A 23,813-nucleotide genomic window follows, 5' to 3' on the forward strand; every position below is an offset into this window, starting at 1 on the left:
CTGGAGTGCGCAGGCCGTTCAGCGACCTAGCGGAGTTGACGGATAACGGTCGCAGCCATCGCGACGTTGTGGGCCAGGTGGACAGGGTTGATGGTGCCGACGATCGCGCTGCACACGCCAGGATGACTGAACAGCAGCTCGAAGCTGGCACGCACCGGGTCAATGCCCGATGCCAGGCACACATGGCCGCTGGCCAGGGCTTTCTTGATCAGAATGCCTTTGGTGTGTCTGGCAGCGTAGTCGAGCACCGGTTTTTCGGCCTGCTCATTGAGGTTGTAGGTGACCATCGCGCAGTCGCCTTGTTCGAGCGCAAGTAAGCCACCCTCGACGGTCTTGCCGGACAAGCCGTAGGCGCCGATCTTTCCTTCTTCCTTGAGTGCGGCCAGGGTTTCGTAGATGCCGGTCTCGCGCAGGATGGCCAGATCATTGCCATCGGAATGCACCAGCACCAGGTCGATCCGGTCGGTTTCCAGGCGCTTGAGGCTGCGTTCCACCGAGAAGCGTGTATGCGCAGAAGAGAAGTCATGGCGCGACTGGCCGTTCTCGAACTCCTCGCCCACCTTGCTGACGATTACCCAGTCGTTGCGTTGTCCGCGTAGCAACGGGCCGAGGCGTTCTTCGCTGGTGCCGTAAGCCGGTGCGGTGTCGATCAGGTTAATGCCCAGTTCACGCGCCTGGTTAAGCAGTTGGCGCGCCTCGAAGTCGTCGGGGATGCGAAAACCGTTGGGGTATTTCACCCCTTGGTCGCGCCCGAACTTGACGGTGCCCAAGCCGAGCGGTGAGACCGTCAGGCCGGTGCTGCCCAGAGGGCGATGCAAGTCGTGCAAGGTCTTGATCATGGCAGGAGCTCCTCCCAAACCGGTTTGGCCACGGCCGGGCGCGGCAATAAGGGCAGGGCGGGGTGTTGGCTTGGCTGGATGCCGTCGCGCGCAAGGGCGGCGAATACCCGGTCGGCGAAGTCTGGCGCCAGCGCCAGCTTGGTCGGCCAGCCAACCAGCAGGCGGCCCTGGTCCGTGAGAAAGGCATTGTCCGGACGCACCAGGCCAGACTGCGCCGGTTCGGCGCGCGAGACGCGCAAGGTTGCCCAGCGTGTTTGGCTCTGGTCGACCCAGGGCAGCAGCGCGGCGACTTCCTCCTGTGCGGCGCAAATCTGCGCCGCTTCATCGCGGGCCACGCCATCGGCTTCGGCCAAGTCGCCGCCCAGATACCAGACCCATTGGCCATCGGCGGCCGGATGAGTGGTGATGGTCACGCGCGGCTTGGGCCCACCGCCCAGGCAATGGGCATACAACGGCTTCAGTGCCGGGCCCTTGGCGATCACCATGTGCAGCGGGCGCAGTTGTTGAGTCGGTTGGCTCTGGCCGAAGGCTCTGAGCAATTCGGCGTTGCCCTGGCCGGCACTGAGCACGATGCGCTGGGCGCGGATCTCGCGACCATCGACGCGCACGCCGACCAGCTCATCGGCCTCATAAAGCGGCTCAAGGGTTTCGCCGGCCAACAGGCCGTCGCCGGCCAGTGCGGCGAGGCGGGTGATCAGGCTGGGCACATCGAGCACCAGCTCGGCCAAGCGGTAGACCTTGCCCTTAAACTTCGGGTGTTGCAGCGCCGGAGGCAATTGCGCGCCCTTGACCGCATCGACCCGGCCACGCATCGCCTTGCTGGCGAAAAAACTGGTCAGGTTGCCGGCCAAGGTACCGGGTGACCACAGGTAATGGGCATCGGACAGCAGCCGCACGCCCGACAGGTCCAGTTCACCGCGGCCTGCCAGTGCCTCACGCCAGCGGGTGGGCATCTCGGCGATGGCTTCGGACGAGCCGGTCAGCGCGCCATGCAGGGCGTATTTGGCGCCGCCATGAATGATGCCCTGGGATTTCACGCTCTGCCCGCCGCCGAGCCGGTCGTTTTCAACCAGCACAGTGGCGTAACCGGCGTTGCGCAGGCGGGCATTGAGCCACAGGCCGGCGACGCCGCCGCCGAGAATGAGAACATTGGTGCTCAGGGCTTGGGACATGACGCGGAGGCTCACTGAAAAAACAGACGCGCAGTATAACCCGCCGGCGTCAGCCGCCGGATGATGATCAAAAAGCCCGGTGGCAAGCGACACGGTCGGTCTTACGCAGCTACGACATCGGCTGCGCGCGTGCCAAAAAATTCGCTCCGCTCAATCCAGCGATACGGCAATACAGCAAGACGACAACAATCTGTAAACTCCGCCGCCATGAATCGATTCCTATATTCCGTGCTGTTTCATCTGGGCCTGCCACTGGTGGGCCTGCGTCTGTTGTGGCGTGCCTGGAAGGCGCCGGCCTATGCGCGGCGCATTGGCGAACGCTTTGCCCTTGGTCTGCCGCCGCTCAAGCCCGGCGGCATCTGGGTACATGCGGTGTCGGTGGGCGAGAGCATCGCCGCCGCGCCGATGATTCGTGCATTGATGGCGCGTCATCCGGAACTACCGATCACCGTGACCTGCATGACGCCCACCGGCTCAGAGCGCATCCAGACGATGTTCAGCGCCGAGATCAGCGACGGCCGTGTGCAGCACTGCTACTTGCCTTACGACCTGCCTTGGGCAGCGGCGCGTTTTCTCAACCGTGCGCAGCCGCAGCTGGCAGTAGTGATGGAAACCGAGCTGTGGCCCAACCATATCCATCAGTGCGCCACGCGGGGTATTCCCGTGGTGCTGGCCAATGCTCGCTTGTCCGAGCGCTCGGCGCGCGGTTATGCACGGTTCGCCAAGCTGACCGCGCCGATGCTGGCCGAACTCAGCTGGATCGCGGTGCAGACTGAGGCCGAGGCAGAGCGCTTTCACCAGTTGGGTGCGCGTCCGGAGTGCGTGGCAGTGACCGGCTCCATCAAGTTCGATTTGACCATCGACCCGGAATTACCACGCCGCGCTGCAGCCTTGCGCGAACAGTGGGAGGCAAGCGAGCGTCCGGTGTGGATAGCCGCCAGCACCCATGCCGGCGAGGATGAGATCGTCCTCGACGCGCACCGGCAGTTGCTGGGCACGCATCCCGATGCACTGCTGATCCTGGTGCCGCGTCATCCCGAGCGCTTCAACGCCGTGTTCGAGCTGTGCCGCCAGCAGAGCTTTACCACCTGCCGCCGCACGACGGACGAGCCGGTGACGGCGGAGCATCAAGTGTTGCTTGGCGACACCATGGGCGAATTATTGTTTCTCTATGCCCTGGGCGACAGCGCCTTCGTCGGCGGCAGCCTGGTGCCCAACGGCGGGCACAACCTGCTGGAGCCGGCGGCGCTGGGCAAGCCCGTGCTCAGTGGCCCGCATCTGTTCAATTTCCTGGAGATTGCCGCCCAGTTGCGCGACGCGGGGGCATTGTGCGAAGTGACCGATGCCGCCGCGTTGGCCGGGCAGCTTGCGCTGCTCTGGGAGCAGCCAGAAGATGCGCGTCGCATGCACGACGCCGGGTTGGCAGTGCTCGCCGCCAACCAGGGCGCACTGCGGCGATTGCTGAATGGGTTGGATCGCTTGATGGTGTAACTGGACAGGCTCCGCCAATCGAGGCGGAGCGGTAGGCGGGAGAGTTGAAGCCGACCAAGTAACCCAGAGGCGGAATTTTGTTCGGGGTGGGCTGCCCGGATAACTCCGCTGTTCCTACCGCACACACTGCAACGGGCGAGGCCACCCTACAACATCGCCCTTGCTACCGCAGGGAGCGAGACCGTGGTGGATCGGCGGGATTAAAACTCCGGCCCGCGCACGCTGCGTTCGGCGGCGTTGGCCAGGTCCGGCGGCAGGAAGTCGCGGTCCGGGTTGTAGTCGGGTTTGAGGTAGGCGGACAGCGCCTGCAAGTCGGCAGGGCTGAGGGTGCCGGCGACCTGTTTGAGGCGCAAGTTGTCGAGGATGTAGTCGTAGCGGGCGTTGTTGTAATCACGCACCGTGGCATACAGCAGGCGCTGGGCATCCAGCACGTCGACGATGTTGCGGGTGCCGACCTGATAGCCAATCTCGGTGGCTTCCAATGCACTCTGGCTAGAAATGATCGTCTGCCGGCGCGCCTGCACCTGCTCGACATCGGTATTCACCGCACGGAAGAGATTACGGGTGTTCTGCACCACTTGCCGGCGCAGGCTTTCACGCTGCTGCTCGGTTTGCGTCAGCAGTTGGTAGGCTTCGCGCGACTGGGCCGTGGTCAACCCGCCGCTGAACAGCGGGATGGTCAGTTGCAGACCGATGCTGCTTTGCGAGGCATCGCCGGTATAGCGCGTAAAGACGCTAGGCGCATCCGTGACATTGCTGAGGCCCAGGCCATCGTTGTCGCCTTGCTGATACTGGGCCACCGCATCGAGAGTCGGGGCGTGGCCGGCGCGGCGCTGGCGCAGGGTTTCCTCGGCGGCTTGCAGGGCGAATTCACTGGCCTGCAGGTTGAGGTTCTGCCGTGCGGCGGTGTCTACCCAGCTACTGGCGTCGCCAGGAGTCGGCGGCAGCACCGGCAAGCTGTGGCGAATGCCTTCCACGCTGCGGTATTCGCGGTGGGTCAGGGTTGCCAGGTTCTCGAAGGCGTCATCTACCAAGCGTTGCGCGCTCAATCGCGCGGCGCGGGAGGAGTCGTAGCCGGCCTGGGCCTGGAGCACATCGGTGCGGTCGGACAGGCCGACATCGAAGCGCTCGTTGGCTTGATCCAGTTGGCGCTTGAAGGCTGCTTCCTCGGCCTTGGTGGCGGCCAGATTGTCCTGGGCGCGCAGCACCGAAAAATACGCTTCGGCGCTTTGCAGGATCAAGTTCTGCTCGGTGGCGGAAAACTCCAGCGCGGCCTGTTCGCCGATGGCCTTGGCGGCCTGCAGCTGGAACCAGCGATCGGCGCGAAATAGCGGTTGGCTGAGGCTGGCCTGGTAGACCAGGGCACTGCGTGATAATGACCGATTGCCTAGATTCGTATCCACATCGATGTCGATATCGTTGATCGATGCGCCGGCCGAGAGTTGCGGCAGCAATCCGGCGCGGGCCTGCGGGGCCAGTTCCTGGCGGGCCAGGTATTGGGCGCGGGCGGCGGCCAGGTCGGCGTTGTTGGCGGCCGCTTCCTGATAGACGCCCATGAGATCGTTGCGCAGCGGCGGCGAGGCCGGCTGAGCGTGCACCCATCCCAGGGTGGCGGCAGAAATGGCAAGGGCCAGCGTGAGTCTGCGCAGCATGATCGTTCCTGATAGCTGTCTTGTTTGATCGAGCAAGGCTACGAGCGTGCTCGGGGCGGGTCAAGGCGGCAATGTACAGGTGGTGATCCGGTTGTCTGCGGGACCATCCTGGGCGAGCCAGTTGGTGTTTCCCGTCCGGCTTGATTAGACTGCCCGGGTTCTTGTCGGGGTGCCCAGAAGCATGGGCTGAGATCGGAAAGTTCCGGATCCCGTTGAACCTGATCAGGTTAAGGCCTGCGTAGGGAACAAGATGTGCTCGCCTATTCTGCGGCGAGTCTCTCGGCGCCACGTCCGGCGCACCCCCAAGCTCCTTTCCCATCGTATGTTCAGGTTCGCTCCGACAACTATCCAGGAGCAGTCTGATGCGTGCAGAACAACAACTTCTCAGTGAATCCGCCCAGGTCGACCAACAGTCCATCCAGCCTTTTCCGCGTTCGCAAAAAATTTATGTGCAGGGCTCGCGTCCGGATATTCGCGTGCCGATGCGCGAGATCAGTCTGGACATCACGCCCACGGCGTTCGGTGGTGAAGTGAATGCGCCGGTGACCGTCTATGACACCTCGGGCCCCTACACCGACCCTGAGGTGAGCATCGACGTGCGCAAGGGTTTGGCTGATGTGCGCAGCGCCTGGATTGAAGACCGTGGTGACACCGAGAAGCTGCCGGGACTGACCTCCGAGTTTGGCCAGCGCCGCCTGAACGACGCCGAGTTGAGCGCCATGCGCTTTGCCCATCTGCGCAATCCGCGCCGTGCCAAGTCCGGGCGCAACGTGACGCAGATGCACTATGCCCGGCAGGGCATCATCACGCCGGAAATGGAATTCGTCGCCATTCGCGAAAACATGAAGCTGGCCGAGGCTCGCGAAGCCGGGCTGCTTAACGAGCAGCATCCCGGACAGAGCTTTGGCGCCTCGATCCCCAAGGAAATCACCCCGGAGTTCGTGCGTTCCGAGATCGCTCGCGGCCGGGCGATCCTCCCCGCCAACATCAACCACGTGGAGCTGGAGCCGATGATCATCGGCCGCAACTTCCTGGTGAAAATCAACGGCAACATCGGCAACTCGGCGCTGGGATCGAGCATCGAGGAAGAAGTCGCCAAGCTGACCTGGGGCATCCGCTGGGGCTCGGACACGGTCATGGACCTGTCCACCGGCAAACACATCCACGAAACCCGCGAGTGGATCATCCGCAACTCGCCGGTGCCGATCGGCACCGTGCCGATCTACCAGGCGCTGGAAAAGGTTAACGGCGTGGCCGAGGACCTGACCTGGGAGCTGTTCCGTGACACGCTGATCGAGCAGGCCGAACAGGGTGTGGACTATTTCACCATCCATGCCGGCGTACTGCTGCGCTATGTGCCACTGACCGCCAAGCGTGTGACCGGCATCGTTTCCCGTGGCGGTTCGATCATGGCCAAGTGGTGCCTGGCACACCACAAAGAGAACTTCCTCTACACGCACTTCGACGACATCTGCGAAATCATGAAGGCCTACGACGTGTCCTTCAGCCTCGGCGACGGCTTGCGCCCGGGCTCGATTGCCGATGCCAACGACGCGGCGCAATTCGGCGAGCTGGAAACCCTCGGCGAGTTGACCAAGATCGCCTGGAAGCACGATGTGCAGTGCATGATCGAAGGTCCCGGCCACGTGCCCATGCACCTGATCAAAGAGAACATGGACAAGCAGCTGGAGTGCTGCGACGAGGCGCCGTTTTACACCCTCGGCCCGCTGACCACCGACATCGCGCCGGGCTACGACCACATCACCAGCGGCATAGGCGCGGCGATGATCGGCTGGTTCGGCTGCGCCATGCTCTGCTACGTCACGCCCAAGGAACACCTCGGCCTGCCCAACAAGGATGACGTGAAGACCGGGATTATCACCTACAAGATCGCCGCCCATGCCGCTGACCTTGCCAAGGGCCATCCCGGCGCGCAGATTCGCGACAACGCGCTCTCCAAGGCACGCTTCGAATTCCGTTGGGAAGACCAGTTCAACCTGGGCCTGGACCCGGACACCGCGCGTGCTTTCCACGATGAAACCCTGCCGAAAGACTCGGCCAAGGTCGCGCATTTCTGCTCCATGTGCGGGCCGAAGTTCTGCTCGATGAAGATCACCCAGGAAGTGCGTGAATACGCCGCCGAACATGGTCTCACCGACGAACAGAAGGCTATCGAAGCCGGCTTCGCCGAGCAGTCCGAGCGCTTCAAGAACGAAGGATCGTTGATTTACAAACAGGTTTGATTCGAGCTGTCGACCGTCGCGTGAATCGCTCCCATGGGAGCGGTTCACGCCGCTCTCTTTCTTTCAATCGCTGTCGAGATTTTCCGTGCAACGTCCAAATTATTCTCCCTTCCAGGCCGTTCCCCAGGCGCAGCGCGTATTGGGTGCCCGCGACCTGTTTACTTTGTGGTTTTCTCTTGGCGTCGGGCTGATGGTGTTGCAGCTCGGCGCTCTGCTGGCGCCGGGACTCGGCATGTCCGGTGCGCTGCTGGCCATCCTTGCCGGCACTGCGGTGGGCGTGTTGCTGCTCGGTGCGGTGGCGGTGATCGGCAGCGACACCGGCTTGTCGAGCATGGCCGCGCTCAAGCTCAGCCTCGGCAGTCGGGGTGCGGCGTTGCCGGCACTGCTCAACCTGCTGCAACTGGTCGGGTGGGGCGCCTTCGAGATCATCGTCATGCGCGATGCCGCCAGCCTGCTGGCCGGCAAAACCTTCGGCTCGGACAGTGCCTGGACCAGTCCGCTGCTGTGGACGATGTGTTTCGGCGTGCTGGCAACCTGTTTGGCAGTGGCCGGTCCGCTGACGTTCGTGCGCCGCGTGCTGCGCAAATGGGGCATCTGGCTGCTGCTGGGCGCCTGCCTGTGGCTGACCTGGAATCTGCTGAGCAAGGCCGATATGGCCGCACTTTGGGCGCGTCGCGGCGATGGCTCGCTGCCCTTTGCCCTGGGGTTCGATATCGCTATCGCCATGCCGCTGTCCTGGCTGCCACTGATCGCCGACTATTCGCGTTTTGGCAAAAGCGCGCGACGTGTGTTCGGCGGTACGACGCTGGGCTTCTTTTTTGGCAACGTCTGGCTGATGAGCCTGGGCGTTGCCTATACCCTGGCCTTCGCTGACAGCGGCGAGGTCAATGCGCTCCTGCTGGCCCTGGCCGGTGCCGGGCTGGGTATTCCGTTGTTGCTGATCTTGCTCGATGAAACCGAGAACGCCTTCGCCGATATCCATTCGGCGGCGGTGTCGATCGGCATCCTGCTGCCGCTGCGCGTGGAGTGGCTGGCCGTGACGATCGGCCTGCTGTGCACCCTGATCGCCGTCTTCGCGCCGTTGGCCGAATACCAGAATTTCCTGTTGCTGATCGGTTCGGTATTTGCCCCGCTGTTCGGTGTGGTACTGGTCGATCATTTCATCTTGCGCCGACGCGGCGCTAAAGCGGCACCGGCGGCAGGCCTGCGTTGGGATACGTTGCTGGCGTGGGCGTGCGGCGTGGTGCTGTACCACCTGCTCAGTCATTTTACCCCGCAGATCGGCGCCAGCCTGCCGGCGCTGCTGCTGGCCGGCGGCCTGCAATGGGTCCTGGGTCAGGGGCGGCAGTGGTTGGCGGTAGGTGAGGGCCGCTAAGAAAAAATGTCTGCGGAGCGTGCTTGCTGCTGCAAGCCGCTTCCCCGCAGAACGCGTGGTTTTCTTGTAAGTGCTTCATTTAGCTCTCGATTTTTTTCGAGAGTGTGTTTAGAATGCCCGCGCTTCAAGGCCCATGTAGCTCAGCGGTAGAGCACTCCCTTGGTAAGGGAGAGGTCGGCGGTTCAAGTCCGCCCATGGGCTCCATTCTTTTGCCGCACGTCTTCGTTGTTGAAGACCCTTGGCCGGCACAACGCCAGTTCGCCTTCTGACCCTTATATTTTTTCGCTCAGGCCACTGCCATCAGGCACGCCGGGTGTCGGCCGTGCGCATGATGATGCATTCGCCGCGATTACAAGTATTCCGGCTTCAGAATGCCATTGAGCTGCTGCTTGGAAATGCTCAGTTCCGGGTGGCCGCTGGCATAGGGTGCAATGCTGTATACGTCGTATTTGAGCAGGACCCGGTCCTTGAGCAAAGCGATATTGCGGGTGCGTTCGAATTTCCAGAAATCCAGGAACTCTGGGTCGCTGCTGTGGCCTTTCTCCTTGAGCCAGCGTTGATGCGCCTGGGCGGCCAGCTTCCAGAACGAGGCCTCCTGGCCAGGCACAAGCAGCTCATTGAGCTGAAGCTCGCGTTTTTGCTGGCGGTCATAATTGATGAAACCGCGTCCCGGCATGCCGTGGGCACCGCCGGTATACAGGTAGCTGGACAGCTCGATGACGATGCGTCCGTTGTGCTGCTCGAGAACCTTGGCCTGTAGATAGGTGTTTTCATCGGGTTGGGCGGCGCGGAAGTAGTCGCGTTCATAGTCGGGAAACGAGCTAGGCATGGGGGCGTCGGGCTCGAAGCGGGTCATGTTCAGCAGGCGCTGCTCAATCAGTTGGTTGAGGGCGGGTTCGCTCGGGAAGTACAACGTATCGACATTCACAAAGGGGCAGCTTTTGCCCGTGCAGCCGGGTTGATGATGCTCCCAGGCATGGCGTTGGTAAGAGACAGGTGAATCGCTGCCCAACGGCAAAAACTGGCACGCGCTGAGCAGGGCGAGGCTGGCGAGGACAAGCAATTTTGGGAGGCTTGGCATGGTTCGTCGGGCCTTTTGAAGAGTTGGAATAGGGCACCAGGCTGGCGGGATTGCCGACCAATGGTGACTAGATTGGCATGCGTACCCGCTGCCGGAAAGTGGCTGCAGGCGATGAATTGGCGCGCTAGGATGCACTGACAGTAGCGGTATCTGTTGGCTCATCGTCAGCAGAGCTTGAAGACCATAGGATGATCCGGGGATGAGTAAGTTTTTCAAGGCCGACGCGGATGCGGTGGATATTGTCCGTCGCGAGAACTGCTTCACAGGCTTTTATCGGCTTGACCGTCTGCACCTGCGTCATCGGCAGTTCTCGGGCGAGATGGGGCCGCAGATCAGTCGCGAACTGTTTGTGCGTCACGATGCGGTCTGCGTGCTGCCCTACGATCCGCAGCGCGATGAAGTGGTATTGATCGAACAGTTTCGCATTGGTGCGCTGGGCAAGCGTGACAATCCCTGGCTGCTGGAGTTGGTGGCCGGGTTGATCGACACGGATGAAGCGCCGGAGCAGGTTGCGCGGCGTGAGGCTGTCGAGGAAGCGGGGCTGACCTTAGGCGTTCTGTGGCCGATCACGGACTATTTCCCCTCGCCGGGCGGCTCGGATGAGCGCGTCCACTTGTATCTCGCTCGTTGCGACAGCAGCGCTGCTGGGGGCGTGCATGGCCTGGCCGAGGAGGGTGAGGACATTCGTGTACATGTGCTGAGTTTCGGGGCGGCACTGCAGGCGCTCAAGGAAGGGTATGTCGACAACGCCGCCAGCATCATTGCCTTGCAATGGCTGGCGCTCAATCGCGACGAGGTACGAAACCTGTGGGGGTGAAGTTGTTGCGCGAGCGCTATCGGGTCGATCTGGCCGATCTGCAAGCCACCTGTGAGGCCAACTACGCGCGGCTGATGCGCCTGTTGCCGGATATGCGTGGCTCCTGTGCCGGGCGGCGGGTTGCAATCAGTCAGGGCGAACGGCTGCTCGGTGTGCTGGCGCTGGATGTGCTGGAGAGCTGCCCATACACCACTACGCTGCGGGTTCGCCAGGAACACGACCTGGCCTGGCTGCCGTCGCCGCCGCTGGAGGTGCGTGTCTACCACGATGCGCGCATGGCCGAAGTGATCGGCGCTCAGCAGGCGCGGCGCTTCCTGGGACGCTATCCCTATCCCAATGCCGCCATGTACCAGCCTGACGAGAAGAGTCAGCTCAATCTGTTTCTCGGCGAATGGCTGAGCCACGGCCTGGCCTGTGGGCATGAGCTCGAATCGGTACTTTGAAAAAGTTCCCGATGCTCTTAAGACTTTGGTTGGTGGCTGTCTCAAATGTGAGCTGGGTCCGTTTTTCGGGTTTGCGGCGTCCTGGGATAAATAGATAATTCGCGCCCCTGAATGGAGAGCCCGACGTTGCCGAGCCCGCCTGCTTCCTCCCCGGATACTTCAGTACTGGTTGCTCAATTAACCGATAGCCATTTGTTTGCCGATGCCGACAGCAAATTGCTGGGTATGAATACCGCTGACAGCTTGCAGCGCGTTATCGACCGGTTGCTTACGGAGCAGCCACGCATCGACTTGATGCTGGCGACAGGCGATCTGTCCCAAGATGGCACGATCGAGTCCTACCAGCGTTTTCTGAACATGACCGCGCGCATTCCCGCTCCGGCGCGTTGGCTGCCGGGCAATCATGACGAATACCTGGCGATGAATCAGTTCAGCGCCGGCACCGACCGGCTCAAGCCAGTGGTCGACGTGGGCGGCTGGCGCATCATCCTGTTGAACACCGCAGTGCCCGGAAATGTGTACGGCTTTCTTGCCGAGGATCAATTGCGTCTGCTGCAAAACGCCTTGCAGCAAGCGCCGCAGCGTCCCTCCCTCATCTGTCTGCACCACCACCCGGTGTCCATTGGATGTGCCTGGATGGAGCCCATCGGGCTGCGCAATGCCGCGGAGATCTTTGCCGTGACGGACCGCTACCCGCAGGTGCGCGGCATCCTCTGGGGGCATGTACACCAGGAATTCGATCAGATGCGCAACGGCGTTCGGCTGCTCGCCACACCTTCGACATGCGTGCAGTTCATGCCGGGCAGCGAGGATTTCCAGGCCGACAAGGAAGCGCCCGGTTATCGCTGGTTGCGGCTGTACGCCGAGGGACGCCTGGAGACCGGGGTGTCGCGCGTGGCTGACATTGATTTCGAAATCGACTACAGCTGCGAAGGGTATTGACGGCAAACAGGGCATGGACATTCGCATGCCGCAAGTCAGCGCATGCGCTCTAACTTGCAGCCTGCAACCTTGAGCTTGTAGCCTTCCGTTCCTTAGTAGTCTCTCTGCCTGTCGAGTGCGCATGTCCAGCGATCCGCCTTCCATTCTCTATCTGCACGGTTTCAACAGCTCGCCCGAGTCGCGCAAGGCGCAGCAGTTGATGCGTGCCTGCGCGCGCCTGGGGGCGAGTGAGCGGTTGCATGTGCCGGCGCTGCACCATCATCCGCGCCAAGCGATCGCCCAATGCGAGGCGGCGATCGCCGAGCTGGGCCGGCCTTTGCTGGTCGGCAGCTCGCTGGGCGGCTACTATGCGACGTTTCTCGCGGAGCGCCACGGCCTTAAGGCACTGCTGATCAACCCGGCAGTGCGCCCCCATGCTATGTTCGACGGCTACCTCGGCCCGCAGCAGAACCTGTACAGCGGCGAGACCTGGCAACTGACCGAAGACCATGTTCAGGCGCTTGCTGAGCTGGACGTGCCACCGCCCAGTGATGGCGCGCGCTATCAGGTCTGGCTGCAAACGGGCGACGAAACCCTCGATTATCGTCAGGCCGAAACCTTCTACCGGGCCTGTGCGTTGCGCATCCAGGCGGGCGGCGACCATGGATTTCAGGGCTTTGCCCAGTGCCTGCCCGCATTGTTCGCGTTTGCCGCCTGGGATCCGAACCTGTGGCGCGAGTGCGATTTTTCCGATCTTTGACCAGCAAGTGAGCCCATGGCCAGTTACAACGCCGATGCCATTGAAGTCCTGTCCGGCCTCGATCCGGTGCGCAAGCGCCCAGGCATGTACACCGACACCACCCGTCCCAATCACTTGGCCCAGGAAGTCATCGACAACAGCGTCGACGAAGCACTGGCCGGGCATGCCAAGAGCGTGCTGGTGATCCTGCATGCCGACAACTCGTTGGAAGTGCAGGACGATGGCCGGGGCATGCCGGTGGATATCCACCCGGAGGAAGGCGTACCGGGGATCGAACTGATCCTGACCAAGCTGCACGCCGGCGGCAAGTTTTCCAACAAGAACTACCAGTTTTCCGGCGGCTTGCACGGCGTGGGGATCTCGGTGGTGAACGCGCTGTCCTCCCGACTGGAGGTCAAGGTCAAGCGTGATGGCAATGAGTACTGCATGGCCTTTGCCGACGGCCACAAGGCCAGCGAGCTGGAAATAATCGGCACAGTGGGCAAGCGCAACACCGGCACCAGCGTGCGCTTCTGGCCGGATGGGAAGTATTTCGATACGTCGAAATTCTCCATCAGTCGTCTCAAGCACGTGCTCAAGGCCAAGGCGGTGCTTTGCCCTGGCCTGACGGTCATCTTCGACGACCGCGGCAACAATGAAAAAGTCGAGTGGTTCTACGAAGACGGCCTGCGTTCCTACCTGGTGGATGCGGTCAGCGAGTTTGCTCGCCTCCCCGATGAACCCTTTACTGGCGAGCTGGCCGGTACCCGGGAGGCCGTGGACTGGGCGCTGCTGTGGCTGCCTGAAGGCGGCGACAGCGTGCAGGAAAGCTACGTCAACCTGATTCCCACCTCCCAGGGCGGCACCCACGTCAACGGCCTGCGTCAGGGTCTGCTGGACGCCATGCGCGAGTTCTGTGAATTCCGCAATCTGCTGCCGCGCGGCGTCAAACTGGCCCCCGAGGACATCTGGGAACGTATCGCCTTCGTGCTGTCGATGAAGATGCAGGAGCCGCAATTTTCGGGGCAAACCAAGGAGCGTCTGTCTTCCCGCGAAGCGGCAGCGTTCGTGTCCGGCGTGGTCAAGGACTCCTTCAGCCTGTGGCTCAACGCCAATAACGAACTGGGGCTGCAACTGGCCGAGCTGGCCATCAACAATGCCGGTCGCCGCCTCAAGGCCAGCAAGAAGGTCGAGCGCAAAAAAGTCACCCAGGGTCCGGCGTTGCCGGGCAAGCTGGCCGACTGCGCCGGGCAGGACCCGCGCCGCGCCGAGTTGTTTCTGGTGGAGGGCGACTCCGCTGGCGGCAGTGCCAAGCAGGCACGTGACAAGGAGTTCCAGGCCATCCTGCCGCTGCGCGGCAAGATCCTCAACACCTGGGAAGTGGACGGCGGTGAAGTGCTGGCCAGCCAGGAAGTGCACAACATTGCCGTGGCCGTGGGCCTGGATCCGGGCTCGGACGACTTGTCGCAGCTGCGCTATGGCAAGGTGTGCATCCTGGCCGATGCCGACTCCGATGGTTTGCACATCGCCACCTTGCTGTGCGCCTTGTTCGTCCAGCATTTCCGCCCGCTGGTGGAGGCTGGCCACGTCTACGTGGCAATGCCGCCGCTGTACCGCATCGACTTGGGCAAGGACATCTTCTATGCCTTGGACGAGGCCGAGCGCGACGGCATTCTCGAACGGCTGGTCGCCGAAAAACGCCGCGGCAAGCCGCAGGTCACGCGCTTCAAGGGTCTGGGCGAAATGAACCCACCGCAGCTGCGCGAAACCACCATGGATCCCAATACCCGACGCCTGGTGCAACTGACCCTCGATGATTTTGCCGGCACCAGTGAAATCATGGACATGCTGCTGGCCAAGAAGCGTGCCGGCGACCGCAAGAGCTGGCTGGAGGCCAAGGGTAACCTGGCCGAGGTCGTGGCTTGATTCGCGCTTGGAGCGCCGTGTTCTGCCTGTTGTTTGCTGTCCCGCTGTGGGCTGAACCCGAGCAGTCAGCGAAGCAGCCGGAGCCGCTGGAACAGCTGCGCCTGCGCGCCGAGCATGTTATCGACGGCGTGCCGGAGGGCAATCTGTCGGGGCTGGCCTGGTGCGGCAATGGCTTATGGACTGTCTCCGACCGGGTTGATGATCGCTTGTACCGTCTGGTGCCAGGCGAGCCGGCGTGGCAGGTGGAAGAGGAGCGTTTCGTCGCGCCGCCGCCGCCACCATCGGGGTTACCTTGGGGCGTGCGCCGGGGCAACCAACTGATCGGCCTGTTGCGTGGCGGTGCGCTGGATTTCGAAGGGCTGAGTTGCGATGCCCGGGGCAATCGTTACCTGGTCAGCGAAACACAGCTGGGCGTGTTGCTGATACCCCCCGCCGGCATGCCGCGCTGGTTGAGCCTGCCGCCCGGCCTGGTGCGTCAGGCTCGGGCCTCCGGCATGCTGCTGCGTTACAACGCCCTGTATGAAGGCATCGCCGTCGACCCGGTTTCCTCGCGGTTATGGCTGGCCGTGGAGCGCGAGCGGCGCGGCCTGCTGGTTTTGCATCGCCAGCAGACCGGCTGGCAGTGCAATGGCGGCTGTGTCTTGTTGGCCGAGAGCGGTGTCGCAGCGCCGCCGGTGCAAAGCGGACTGACCCAGCCGCAACCGCTGGACTTCAGCGACCTGGCGTTCTATCAGGAGCGGCTGTATACCCTTGAACGCATGGCTCATCAGATCTGCCGGCGGTCATTGAAAACCGGTCAGGCCGAGCGCTGCTGGTCGTTTGCCGAGGAGGGGCTGAGCGAGGCGCGACGCTACGATACGCCCGTTGGCGTTGCCGAAGGGCTGTGGCTGGATGGCGAAAACGCTTGGGTGATGCTTGATAACGGACGGCAGCCCCGCGGTGATGGCGAGCGCCGGCCGATTCTCTGGCAATTTGCCGCGCCCGCCGATGGCTGGAGCGCGGCCCCATGAGTCGCCCGCCAGGTCAGCGTCTGGGCCGTATCATGCTGATACTGGCCTGGGCTGCCGCGCTGTTTCTGGCCACGCATTTTTTCGGTCGCTGGGAAGAGTCCCGTGAAAACCCGAACCCGGCGCCGGCCTCGCTGCATACGCAGAATTACATCGAAGTGCGCTTGGCCGGGGATGGTCGCGGGCATTTTGTCGCCGGCGGACAGATCAATGGCACGCCCGTACGTTTCCTGCTGGATACCGGCGCCACCGATGTGGCGGTGCCCGAGCAGCTGGTCGAACGCCTTGGCCTGGAGCGTGGCGTGGAAATCACCCTGTTGACCGCCAATGGCCGCACAACGGGTTACCGCACCTATCTGGCGCACCTGCAACTGGGCGATATTGTGCTGCGCGACGTGCGCGCGCTGATCGCGCCGGGCATGGGCAACGACCAGGTGCTGCTGGGCATGAGCGCCCTGCGTCAACTCGAATTCACTCAGCGCGACGGCACTCTGGTGCTGCGCCAATACATCGAACCATAGAGGCACCATGAGCGAAACCCTCGACCTCAGCCTGGATGGCGTGGAGCGCCGCTCCCTCGCCGAGTTCACCGAACAGGCTTATCTGAACTACTCCATGTACGTGATCATGGACCGTGCACTGCCCCATATTGGCGACGGTCTGAAGCCTGTGCAGCGCCGTATCGTCTACGCGATGAGCGAGCTGGGCCTGAGTGCCGATTCCAAGCATAAGAAATCGGCGCGCACTGTCGGCGACGTGCTTGGCAAGTTCCACCCCCACGGCGACTCAGCCTGCTACGAAGCCATGGTGCTGATGGCCCAGCCGTTCAGTTACCGCTACACATTGGTGGACGGCCAAGGCAACTGGGGCGCGCCGGACGATCCCAAATCGTTCGCCGCCATGCGCTACACCGAAGCGCGTCTGTCGCGCTACTCCGAAGTGCTGCTGACCGAGCTCGGGCAGGGCACGGTGGACTGGGTGCCGAATTTCGACGGCACCCTGGACGAGCCGGCCACCCTGCCGGCGCGCCTGCCCAACCTGCTGCTCAACGGTACCACTGGCATCGCCGTGGGTATGGCCACCGATGTGCCGCCACATAACCTGCGCGAAGTCGCCACGGCGTGCGTGCGTCTACTGGACGAACCCAAGGCCAGCGTCGAACAGCTGTGCGAACATATCCAGGGGCCGGACTATCCCACCGAAGCGGAGATCATCACGCCGCGCGCCGATCTGTTGAAGCTTTACGAAACTGGCCGTGGCTCGGTGCGCATGCGCGCGGTGTATAAGGTTGAGGATGGCGACGTCGTGGTCACCGCCCTGCCCCATCAGGTATCCGGTGCCAAGGTGCTGGAGCAGATAGCCGCGCAGATGCAGGCCAAGAAACTGCCGATGGTGGCCGACCTGCGCGACGAATCGGATCATGAGAATCCCTGCCGCATCGTCATCATTCCGCGGTCCAATCGCGTCGATACCGCCGAACTGATGCGTCATCTGTTCGCCACCACGGATCTGGAATCCAGCTACCGGGTGAACATGAACGTGATCGGTCTGGACGGCAAACCGCAGGTGAAAAACCTGCGCGCGTTGCTTGGCGAGTGGCTGACCTACCGCATCGGCACCGTGCGCCGACGGCTGGAGTTTCGCCTGGACAAGGTCGAGAAGCGCCTGCACTTGCTGGAAGGCCTGCTGGTAGCGTTCCTGAACCTGGATGAAGTCATCGAGATCATTCGCAGCGAAGACCAACCCAAGCCGGTGCTGATGGCACGCTTTGGCCTGTCCGATTTGCAGACCGACTACATCCTTGACACGCGCCTGCGTCAGTTGGCACGTCTGGAAGAGATGAAGATCCGTGGCGAGCAGGATGAGCTGGCCAAAGAACGCGACCAGTTGCTGGCGCTGCTGGGCAGCGAAGCCAAGCTGAAGAAGCTGGTGCGCAAGGAATTGATCGCCGATGCCGAAACCTATGGCGATGCGCGCCGCTCGCCAATTATCGAGCGTGCCGAGGCCAAGGCCCTCAGCGAAACTGAGCTGTTGCCCACCGAGCCGGTTACCGTGGTGCTCTCCGAAATGGGCTGGGTGCGCTGCGCCAAGGGCCACGACATCGACGCCACGGGGCTTTCCTACCGCTCGGGCGATGGTTTCAAAGCCGCTGCGCCGGGACGCTCGAACCAGTTTGCGGTGTTCATCGACTCCACAGGGCGCAGCTACTCGTTGGCCGCCCATTCACTGCCCTCGGCGCGTGGCCAGGGCGAGCCGCTCAGCGGCCGCCTGACACCCCCGCCGGGCGTCAGTTTCGAATGCCTGCTGATGCCCGAGGACGATGCGCTGTACGTGATCGCCTCGGACGCCGGGTATGGCTTCGTCGTCAAGGGCGAGGACCTGCAGGCCAAGAACAAGGCGGGCAAGGCGCTGTTGACCCTGCCGGCCGGCGCCCAGGTGATAGCACCGCAACCTCTGGCCAGCCGCGAAAACGACTGGCTGGCGGCAGTGACGACCGAAGGTCGCCTGTTGGTCTTCAGATGCGCCGACCTGCCGCAGCTGGGCAAAGGCAAGGGCAACAAGATCATTGGCATTCCCAGTGATCGCGTGGCCAGCCGCGAGGAATACCTGACCGGTTTGGCGGTGCTTCCCGACGGTGCGGCACTGGTCCTGCAAGCCGGTAAACGCACCCTCACCCTCAAGGCCGAAGACCTCGAACATTACCGGGGCGAGCGTGGCCGGCGAGGAAACAAATTGCCGCGAGGATTCCAGCGCGTCGATGCGCTTCAGGTGGAATTTGCCGGCTAGTGCTGGGAGAATACCGCGCATACCAGTCGGACAATCCTCCAGGTCAGGGTTGTCCGAAAAAAGAAAGTTACCGGGACGTACCGCGCTTCACCGTCCACGCCCCGGAGCAAACTGCCAACCTGGACCGTAGTCTGCGGTCCGTCCGGGTGAACTATGAAACTAAAGCGTTTTTCCGCGCTGCTCTTGATGGTGGGTGCGTTAGGTGTCGCAGGCTGTATCACCAAGCTGCCGACTGCGCTTTACCAGCTGGATAGCGGCAGCCCGACGGTGTCCGAAAAATCTTCTGGCCTGGCGGTTCTTCTGCAGCGAATCGACATTGCCGATTACCTGGGCGATGCAACTCTGATGCAACGCCAGCCCGACGGTAGCTTGGTCGCCGATCAGGATGCGCGCTGGGCGGGCAACCTGGCTGACAACATCAACAATGTCATGCTGCGTCGTCTGTCCTGGCGATTGGACGATCAGCGGCTGGCGTTGGCGCCTGCCCCGGGGCTCAACCCGGACATCCAGGTACATGTCAGCATCGACCGTCTCGATTCAGGCCCGTTGAAACCGGCCGTGCTGGAAGCACAGTGGCGTCTGTTGGATCGCAAGGGACAGCTGCTGAGCAGTCGCTTGATACGTCTGGAAGAGTCGCATCTGGGCAATGTCGCCGATCAGGTACGTGCCCAGAGCGAAGTGTTGCAGCAGTTGGCCGAGCAATTGGCTGGCGATATCCAGCCCCTGGCGCGGCAGATTGCTGCGGCGCGCAAGAGCGAGGCCGCCAAGGCAGCGCGTGCCGCCCAGTCGACGGCCGAGCCGGCGCCTAAGATTCCGGTGGCCGAGCCGGTGCGCGCCGATGTCGAGGTTTATCGGTTCTGAGGCGGTATTTTAAAAGCACAGAACATAAAACCGGCGCAAGCCGGTTTTTTTATGCCCGCGTAGAAGGGGCGTCGAAGCACCGCCTCCTCGTAGGCCAGTCTCGGCCGTTGGGTGAGGAGATGGAAGTGCGGCGCTCGCGGTAGCCCGCCGTGTTCCGCTATCCGGTATACATTGAGCGACGCCTGCCTTACACCGCGCAACGTCGCGTAAAACAGCGCCGCGCACGCTTCGTGAACACGTTAATGCGGCAGACGTTGCGAGCGGAGCTCGCGCAGACGGCTCAGTTGCCGTTCGAGCAGTGCGGGATAGGGCGGTAGCAGGCTTTCCACACAGTAGGCGCCGCTGGGAGTGGGAATGGCGCGCAGGCGAGCACGGCTGCGGATGTGGGGATCGACGCCGATGCGCGCATCCACCAGCAGCAGGTTACGGCTGTGCTGGGACAGGTCCAGCGCGGCGAGCACGACATCGCTGAGCAACAACTCGCCTTGGCTGACGGTTTCCGGCACTTCGCCGTGAGTCAGGCCCAACTGCAGTTGCAGGCTGATGCCGCTGTCCGCCACCTCAATCTGCAAGGCGTGACCCAGCGCGCGCAGCAATTCGCCACAGCACAGCGCGTGGCCCAGGTAGTCATCACTGCTGTGCTGGCGAAATACCAGCAGGCTGCTGCCATCGTTGAGGGTGTGTAGTTGACCGGTGTACAGCTTGCTGGCCTGGTCCAGGCAGTCGCGGTAGCGTTCCAAAAGATCCAGCAGGCGCGGGCGGGGCAGGTTGCGCAACTGCGCCTGGCTGCCGATCTGGATGGCAAGGACCACGCAGGTGCTGGTCTGGGATGCTGCGGATGTGGGCGGTGACTGCGGCAGGATCAACGGCAGATCATCGAAGTCGCCCTGCACGTCGGTGAAGGGGTCGTCTTCGTCCAGGCTGTGTGCCACGCCGCGGTTATGAGTCGACGCGGTGACGGGCGCAGGGGTAGGCGCGTGCTCAGCCGCAGCCGGTGCAGGGGTGTCAGTGGGTTCGGCGTCGAATTCGTCGGTATCGAGGTCGGCGAAAAACGCTTCGTCGGGCTCTCCTGCCGGCAGCGAAGTCGGGGCAATAGGGGCCAGGCGATCTTGCAGTTGGCGCGCCAGGGTGCCGATCTCATCCTGACGCTCGCTGCCGGGCGCCAGCCCTTCCGGTTCGTGCAGCCAGTCGCCCAGTTCTTCCAGCGGCGTGGCGAGGGTGCGGCCCAGGCGTTGCGACCACCAGAGCGTCAGGGCCAGCAGGATGAGGCTGAGCAACGCCATGCTTTGCAGGCTGATACTCATGGGTTGCTGAAAGCGGCGCATGTCGAGACTGATGCGCAACTGCCCCGCGATCACTTCCTGAAACGTAATGGGCGTGGCAAACAGACCGTCGCTTTCGCCGAGCAATCCTGCCTTGGGCCTGACTCCAGCCTCGGCGAGGATGCGATTGTCGATGCTGTACACGGCGGCATGGGCCACCAGTGGATTCTTCACCAGATTATTAAGCAGCACGTTGAGGCTGAGAATGTCGTTGGTCACCAGCAGGTTGGTGGCCGAGGCTGCGGTCTGGGTAATCAGGCTCTGGCCGACCACTTCAGCCTGTTGCTGCATGACCTGCTTGAGCTGGGAGCCGATCACCCAGCCGTAGACGAGCAGCACCAGCACCACTAGCGTCAGGCAATGGCTGGCCAGCCGCAGGGGGAGCGGCAGACGTCGTCCACGCAAGGCTTTGTAGAAAAGAAGGAAAAAATTATCGGGTTTGATGGCGGGCCGCTTCACGCGCACGGTTCTTCTCTGAGAAGGTCGCGGGAGTATACGTAACGCATGGAGCAAGCCGAAAGCGTTAAGGGATGAAATGTTTTAGGGCAAAAAGCCATCATTTGTGCGGTGGTTCACAGATTTTCCGCTTCGATAAAGACTAGAGCGCAGGGCTAGCAGAGAGGTGCGGGCTTATGCGCTTGGGGTAGAATGCGGCCCTTCTTTGACATGGGAGCTGCGCCTTGCGCGAAATCGTCCTGATCAATATCACCGGAGAAGATCGTCCGGGGTTGACCGCTGCCATTACCGGGGTGCTGGCCCAGGGCGGCGTGAACATTCTCGACATCGGCCAGGCGGTGATCCACGACACCTTGTCGTTCGGCATCCTGGTGGATATTCCCGACAACGAACGCGCCTCCTCGGTCCTCAAGGAGGTGCTGTTCACCGCTTACAAGCTGGACCAGCAGGTGCGCTTCACGCCGGTGTCCGAAGCGGACTACCAGCAATGGGTTGGCGGCCAGGGCAAGTCCCGGCACATCGTGACCCTGCTCACCCGGCAGGTAACCGCCGAACAACTGCAGCGTGTCAGCTCGATCACCGCCAAGTACGGCCTGAACATCGATCATATCGACCGGCTTTCCGGGCGGATGCCGTTGGACATGCCGGTGGAGCAGGGCAAGGGCTGCATCGAGTTTTCGGTGCGCGGCGAGCCGGCTGATGTGGACGCCCTGCGCGCCGAGTTCCTGAGCGTGGCCCAGGAGCTGAACGTTGACATCGCCTTCCAGCGCGACTCGGTGTTTCGCCGCAACCGCCGCCTGGCGGTGTTCGACATGGACTCCACACTGATCGAGGCGGAAGTCATTGACGAGTTGGCCAAGGCGGCCGGGGTGGGCGATCAGGTGGTGGAAATCACCGAACGGGCGATGCGCGGCGAGCTGGATTTCCGCGCCAGCTTCACCGAACGCCTGGCGCTGCTCAAGGGCCTGCCGGAAAGCGCCTTGATCGAGGTGGGCGCCAGCCTGCGCCTGACCGAAGGCGCCGAGCTGCTGTTCAGTGAGCTCAAGCGTCTGGGCTACAAGACCGCGATTCTCTCTGGCGGCTTCAGCTACTTTGCCAAACAACTACAGGCTCGCCTGGGCATCGACTACGTGTTTGCCAACGAACTGGAAATTGTCGACGGCAAGCTCACCGGCGTTGCGATCGAGCCGATCGTCGATGCCCAGCGCAAGGCCGACCTGTTGCGCCAGCTGGCCGAGAAGGAAGGTCTGCGCCTGGAACAGACCATCGCCGTGGGCGACGGCGCCAACGACCTGCCCATGCTCGGTCTGGCGGGCCTGGGTGTGGCTTTTCGCGCCAAACCGTTGGTCAAGCAGTCGGCCAAGCAGGCGATCTCCACACTTGGCCTGGACGGCATTCTCTATCTGCTCGGCTTTCGCGAGCGCGACGGGCAGGAATAAGAGCCGCTTCACGCGTCGAGCTTCGAGAAAAGCAAAGCCCTGGGTCGCTGCCGGCCCAGGGCTTTTTACTTGCAGCTTGAAGCCTGTGGCTTGTAGCCGCCGTCAGGGCTTGATGGCCACTTTCAATACGCCATCGCGCTGGTGGCCGAACAGGTCATAGGCGGCTTCGATGTCGTCCAGCGCGAAGTGATGGGTGACCAGGGCGCCGAAGTCGGCGCGGCCCGAGGCGACCACGTTGAGCAGTCGGCGCATGCGCTCCTTGCCGCCTGGGCACAGGGAGGTGACGAGGATATGGTCGCCCAGGCCGGCGTGAAAAGCGCCCAGGGGAATGCTCAGATCCTGGGAATAAACGCCCAGGCTGGACAAGGTGCCGCCGGGCTTGAGCACGCGCAGGGCCTGCTCGAAGGTAAGCTGGGTGCCCAGCGCCTCGATGGCCGCATCCACGCCGCGCCCGCCAGTAAGCTTGAGAATCTCGTCCACCACGTCGACATTCTTAAAGTTCAGCGTCACGTCGGCGCCCATCTGCCGGGCAATCTCCAGACGCGAATCCACACCGTCCACCGCAATGATGCAGCTGGCGCCACGTAGCTTGGCGCCGGCGGTGGCGCACAGGCCGATCGGCCCTTGGGCGAAAATCACCACGATGTCGCCGATCTTGATGTTGGCGCGTTCCGCGCCGGCAAAGCCGGTGGACATGATGTCCGGGCACATCAGCACCTGCTCGTCACTCAGGGCGTCCGGCACGGGGGCCAGGTTGGCCTGGGCGTCTGGGACCAGGACGTATTCGGCCTGAGTGCCGTCGAGAGTATTGCCGAAGCGCCAGCCACCCATCGGTTTGTAGCCGTGACAGCCGCAAGCGCCGCCGTCCTGGGAGGGTGCGCCATCCTGGCAGGCATAGGAGGTGAAACTGGGACAGATGGCCCCGGCTATCACCCGCTGGCCTTCCTGATACCCTTTCACATTGCTGCCGAGCTTCTCGATGATGCCCACCGGCTCATGGCCGATGGTCAGGCCGCGCTCGACCGGGTATTCGCCCTTAAGGATGTGGATGTCGGTGCCGCAGATGGTCGTGGTGGTGATGCGCAGCAAGGCATCGTTGGGGCCGACCTCGGGGATGGGTTTGTCCTGCAGTTCGATCCGTCCGGGCTCGACGAATACCGCCGCCTTCATCATGGTCATGGTGCGTGCTCCTGACATGAGGGTGTCAGGACACTCTAGTCCTCGCTGGGCAGAAGAAACTGA

The 23,813-nt window shown here is 62.8% G+C and carries 19 protein-coding genes, 1 tRNA gene and 1 riboswitch; of the genes, 14 read left to right on the forward strand and 6 right to left on the reverse strand.

What is annotated here, in order from left to right; all coding sequences use genetic code 11:
• Positions 1–26: 26 nt before the first annotated feature.
• Both H9642_RS15765 and H9642_RS15770 read right to left on the reverse strand, forming a co-directional pair.
• The gene (locus H9642_RS15765) at positions 27–839 is read right to left on the reverse strand and encodes an aldo/keto reductase (protein ID WP_251837423.1); all 813 of its coding nucleotides are present in this window, start codon (positions 837–839) and stop codon (positions 27–29) included.
• Positions 836–2,011 carry an FAD-dependent oxidoreductase gene (locus tag H9642_RS15770; RefSeq protein ID WP_251837424.1) on the reverse strand — a complete coding sequence of 392 codons (1,176 nt, stop codon included), beginning with the start codon at positions 2,009–2,011 and terminating at the stop codon, positions 836–838. The genes H9642_RS15765 and H9642_RS15770 overlap by 4 nt, the downstream gene beginning before the upstream one ends.
• Before the next feature lie 207 nt (positions 2,012–2,218).
• Between H9642_RS15770 and waaA the strand changes: the two genes are divergently transcribed.
• A complete protein-coding gene (waaA, locus tag H9642_RS15775; protein ID WP_251837425.1) occupies positions 2,219–3,502 on the forward strand; it encodes a lipid IV(A) 3-deoxy-D-manno-octulosonic acid transferase in 1,284 nt (427 codons plus the stop codon).
• Positions 3,503–3,702: 200 nt separating this feature from the next.
• On the opposite strand, the gene H9642_RS15780 is transcribed toward waaA, so the two are convergent.
• Complete coding sequence (locus H9642_RS15780; RefSeq protein WP_251837426.1) at positions 3,703–5,154, reverse strand: TolC family outer membrane protein; 1,452 nt, start codon at positions 5,152–5,154, stop codon at positions 3,703–3,705.
• A 155-nt stretch (positions 5,155–5,309) separates the two neighbouring features.
• Positions 5,310–5,416, forward strand: a riboswitch (TPP riboswitch).
• A gap of 100 nt (positions 5,417–5,516) precedes the next feature.
• Here H9642_RS15780 and thiC point away from each other — a divergent pair.
• The 3 genes from thiC to H9642_RS15795 all read left to right on the forward strand — a co-directional run bounded on the left by thiC (position 5,517) and on the right by H9642_RS15795 (position 8,976).
• Positions 5,517–7,397 carry a phosphomethylpyrimidine synthase ThiC gene (gene thiC / locus H9642_RS15785; RefSeq protein ID WP_251837427.1) on the forward strand — a complete coding sequence of 627 codons (1,881 nt, stop codon included), beginning with the start codon at positions 5,517–5,519 and terminating at the stop codon, positions 7,395–7,397.
• Positions 7,398–7,467: 70 nt separating this feature from the next.
• Positions 7,468–8,772 (forward strand): putative hydroxymethylpyrimidine transporter CytX, encoded by a 1,305-nt coding sequence (gene cytX, locus H9642_RS15790; protein ID WP_286010381.1) that lies wholly within the window; start codon positions 7,468–7,470, stop codon positions 8,770–8,772.
• 129 nt (positions 8,773–8,901) lie between these two features.
• Positions 8,902–8,976 (forward strand) — tRNA-Thr (locus H9642_RS15795).
• Between the two features lie 145 nt (positions 8,977–9,121).
• Here H9642_RS15795 and H9642_RS15800 read toward each other — a convergent pair.
• Entirely contained in the window at positions 9,122–9,853 is a 732-nt protein-coding gene (locus H9642_RS15800; RefSeq protein WP_251837429.1) for an RsiV family protein, read from the reverse strand.
• A gap of 199 nt (positions 9,854–10,052) precedes the next feature.
• Between H9642_RS15800 and H9642_RS15805 the strand changes: the two genes are divergently transcribed.
• The 9 genes from H9642_RS15805 to H9642_RS15845 all read left to right on the forward strand — a co-directional run bounded on the left by H9642_RS15805 (position 10,053) and on the right by H9642_RS15845 (position 19,354).
• Positions 10,053–10,670 carry an NUDIX domain-containing protein gene (locus H9642_RS15805; RefSeq protein WP_251837430.1) on the forward strand — a complete coding sequence of 206 codons (618 nt, stop codon included), beginning with the start codon at positions 10,053–10,055 and terminating at the stop codon, positions 10,668–10,670.
• Positions 10,661–11,113, forward strand: coding sequence for a DUF1249 domain-containing protein (locus tag H9642_RS15810; protein ID WP_251837431.1), 453 nt, complete (start codon positions 10,661–10,663; stop codon positions 11,111–11,113). Before H9642_RS15805 ends, H9642_RS15810 begins: the two co-directional genes overlap by 10 nt.
• Positions 11,114–11,239: 126 nt before the next feature.
• Entirely contained in the window at positions 11,240–12,055 is an 816-nt protein-coding gene (cpdA, locus tag H9642_RS15815) for a 3',5'-cyclic-AMP phosphodiesterase (RefSeq protein ID WP_433962718.1), read from the forward strand.
• A 121-nt stretch (positions 12,056–12,176) separates the two neighbouring features.
• Positions 12,177–12,794, forward strand: a complete 618-nt coding sequence (locus H9642_RS15820) for a YqiA/YcfP family alpha/beta fold hydrolase (RefSeq protein WP_251837433.1) — start codon at positions 12,177–12,179, stop codon at positions 12,792–12,794.
• 15 nt (positions 12,795–12,809) lie between these two features.
• On the forward strand, positions 12,810–14,699 hold the full coding sequence (gene parE, locus H9642_RS15825) for a DNA topoisomerase IV subunit B (RefSeq protein ID WP_251837434.1): 1,890 nt from the start codon (positions 12,810–12,812) through the stop codon (positions 14,697–14,699).
• Positions 14,696–15,709 carry an esterase-like activity of phytase family protein gene (locus H9642_RS15830; RefSeq protein ID WP_251837435.1) on the forward strand — a complete coding sequence of 338 codons (1,014 nt, stop codon included), beginning with the start codon at positions 14,696–14,698 and terminating at the stop codon, positions 15,707–15,709. The genes parE and H9642_RS15830 overlap by 4 nt, the downstream gene beginning before the upstream one ends.
• A complete protein-coding gene (locus H9642_RS15835; protein ID WP_251837436.1) occupies positions 15,706–16,227 on the forward strand; it encodes a retropepsin-like aspartic protease family protein in 522 nt (173 codons plus the stop codon). Before H9642_RS15830 ends, H9642_RS15835 begins: the two co-directional genes overlap by 4 nt.
• A gap of 7 nt (positions 16,228–16,234) precedes the next feature.
• Positions 16,235–18,493, forward strand: a complete 2,259-nt coding sequence (gene parC / locus H9642_RS15840; protein ID WP_251837437.1) for a DNA topoisomerase IV subunit A — start codon at positions 16,235–16,237, stop codon at positions 18,491–18,493.
• A 153-nt stretch (positions 18,494–18,646) separates the two neighbouring features.
• Positions 18,647–19,354: a PqiC family protein gene (locus H9642_RS15845; RefSeq protein WP_251837438.1), complete on the forward strand. Its 708-nt coding sequence runs from the start codon at positions 18,647–18,649 to the stop codon at positions 19,352–19,354.
• 239 nt (positions 19,355–19,593) lie between these two features.
• On the opposite strand, the gene H9642_RS15850 is transcribed toward H9642_RS15845, so the two are convergent.
• Complete coding sequence (locus H9642_RS15850; protein WP_251837439.1) at positions 19,594–21,135, reverse strand: AhpA/YtjB family protein; 1,542 nt, start codon at positions 21,133–21,135, stop codon at positions 19,594–19,596.
• A gap of 221 nt (positions 21,136–21,356) precedes the next feature.
• Between H9642_RS15850 and serB the strand changes: the two genes are divergently transcribed.
• Complete coding sequence (gene serB / locus H9642_RS15855; protein WP_251837440.1) at positions 21,357–22,571, forward strand: phosphoserine phosphatase SerB; 1,215 nt, start codon at positions 21,357–21,359, stop codon at positions 22,569–22,571.
• Between the two features lie 102 nt (positions 22,572–22,673).
• Here serB and H9642_RS15860 read toward each other — a convergent pair whose 3' ends face one another.
• On the reverse strand, positions 22,674–23,750 hold the full coding sequence (locus tag H9642_RS15860) for an NAD(P)-dependent alcohol dehydrogenase (RefSeq protein WP_251837441.1): 1,077 nt from the start codon (positions 23,748–23,750) through the stop codon (positions 22,674–22,676).
• Positions 23,751–23,813: the final 63 nt, after the last annotated feature.

This window comes from Serpens gallinarum (assembly GCF_014836765.1).
GTDB classification, from domain to species: domain Bacteria; phylum Pseudomonadota; class Gammaproteobacteria; order Pseudomonadales; family Pseudomonadaceae; genus Serpens; species Serpens gallinarum.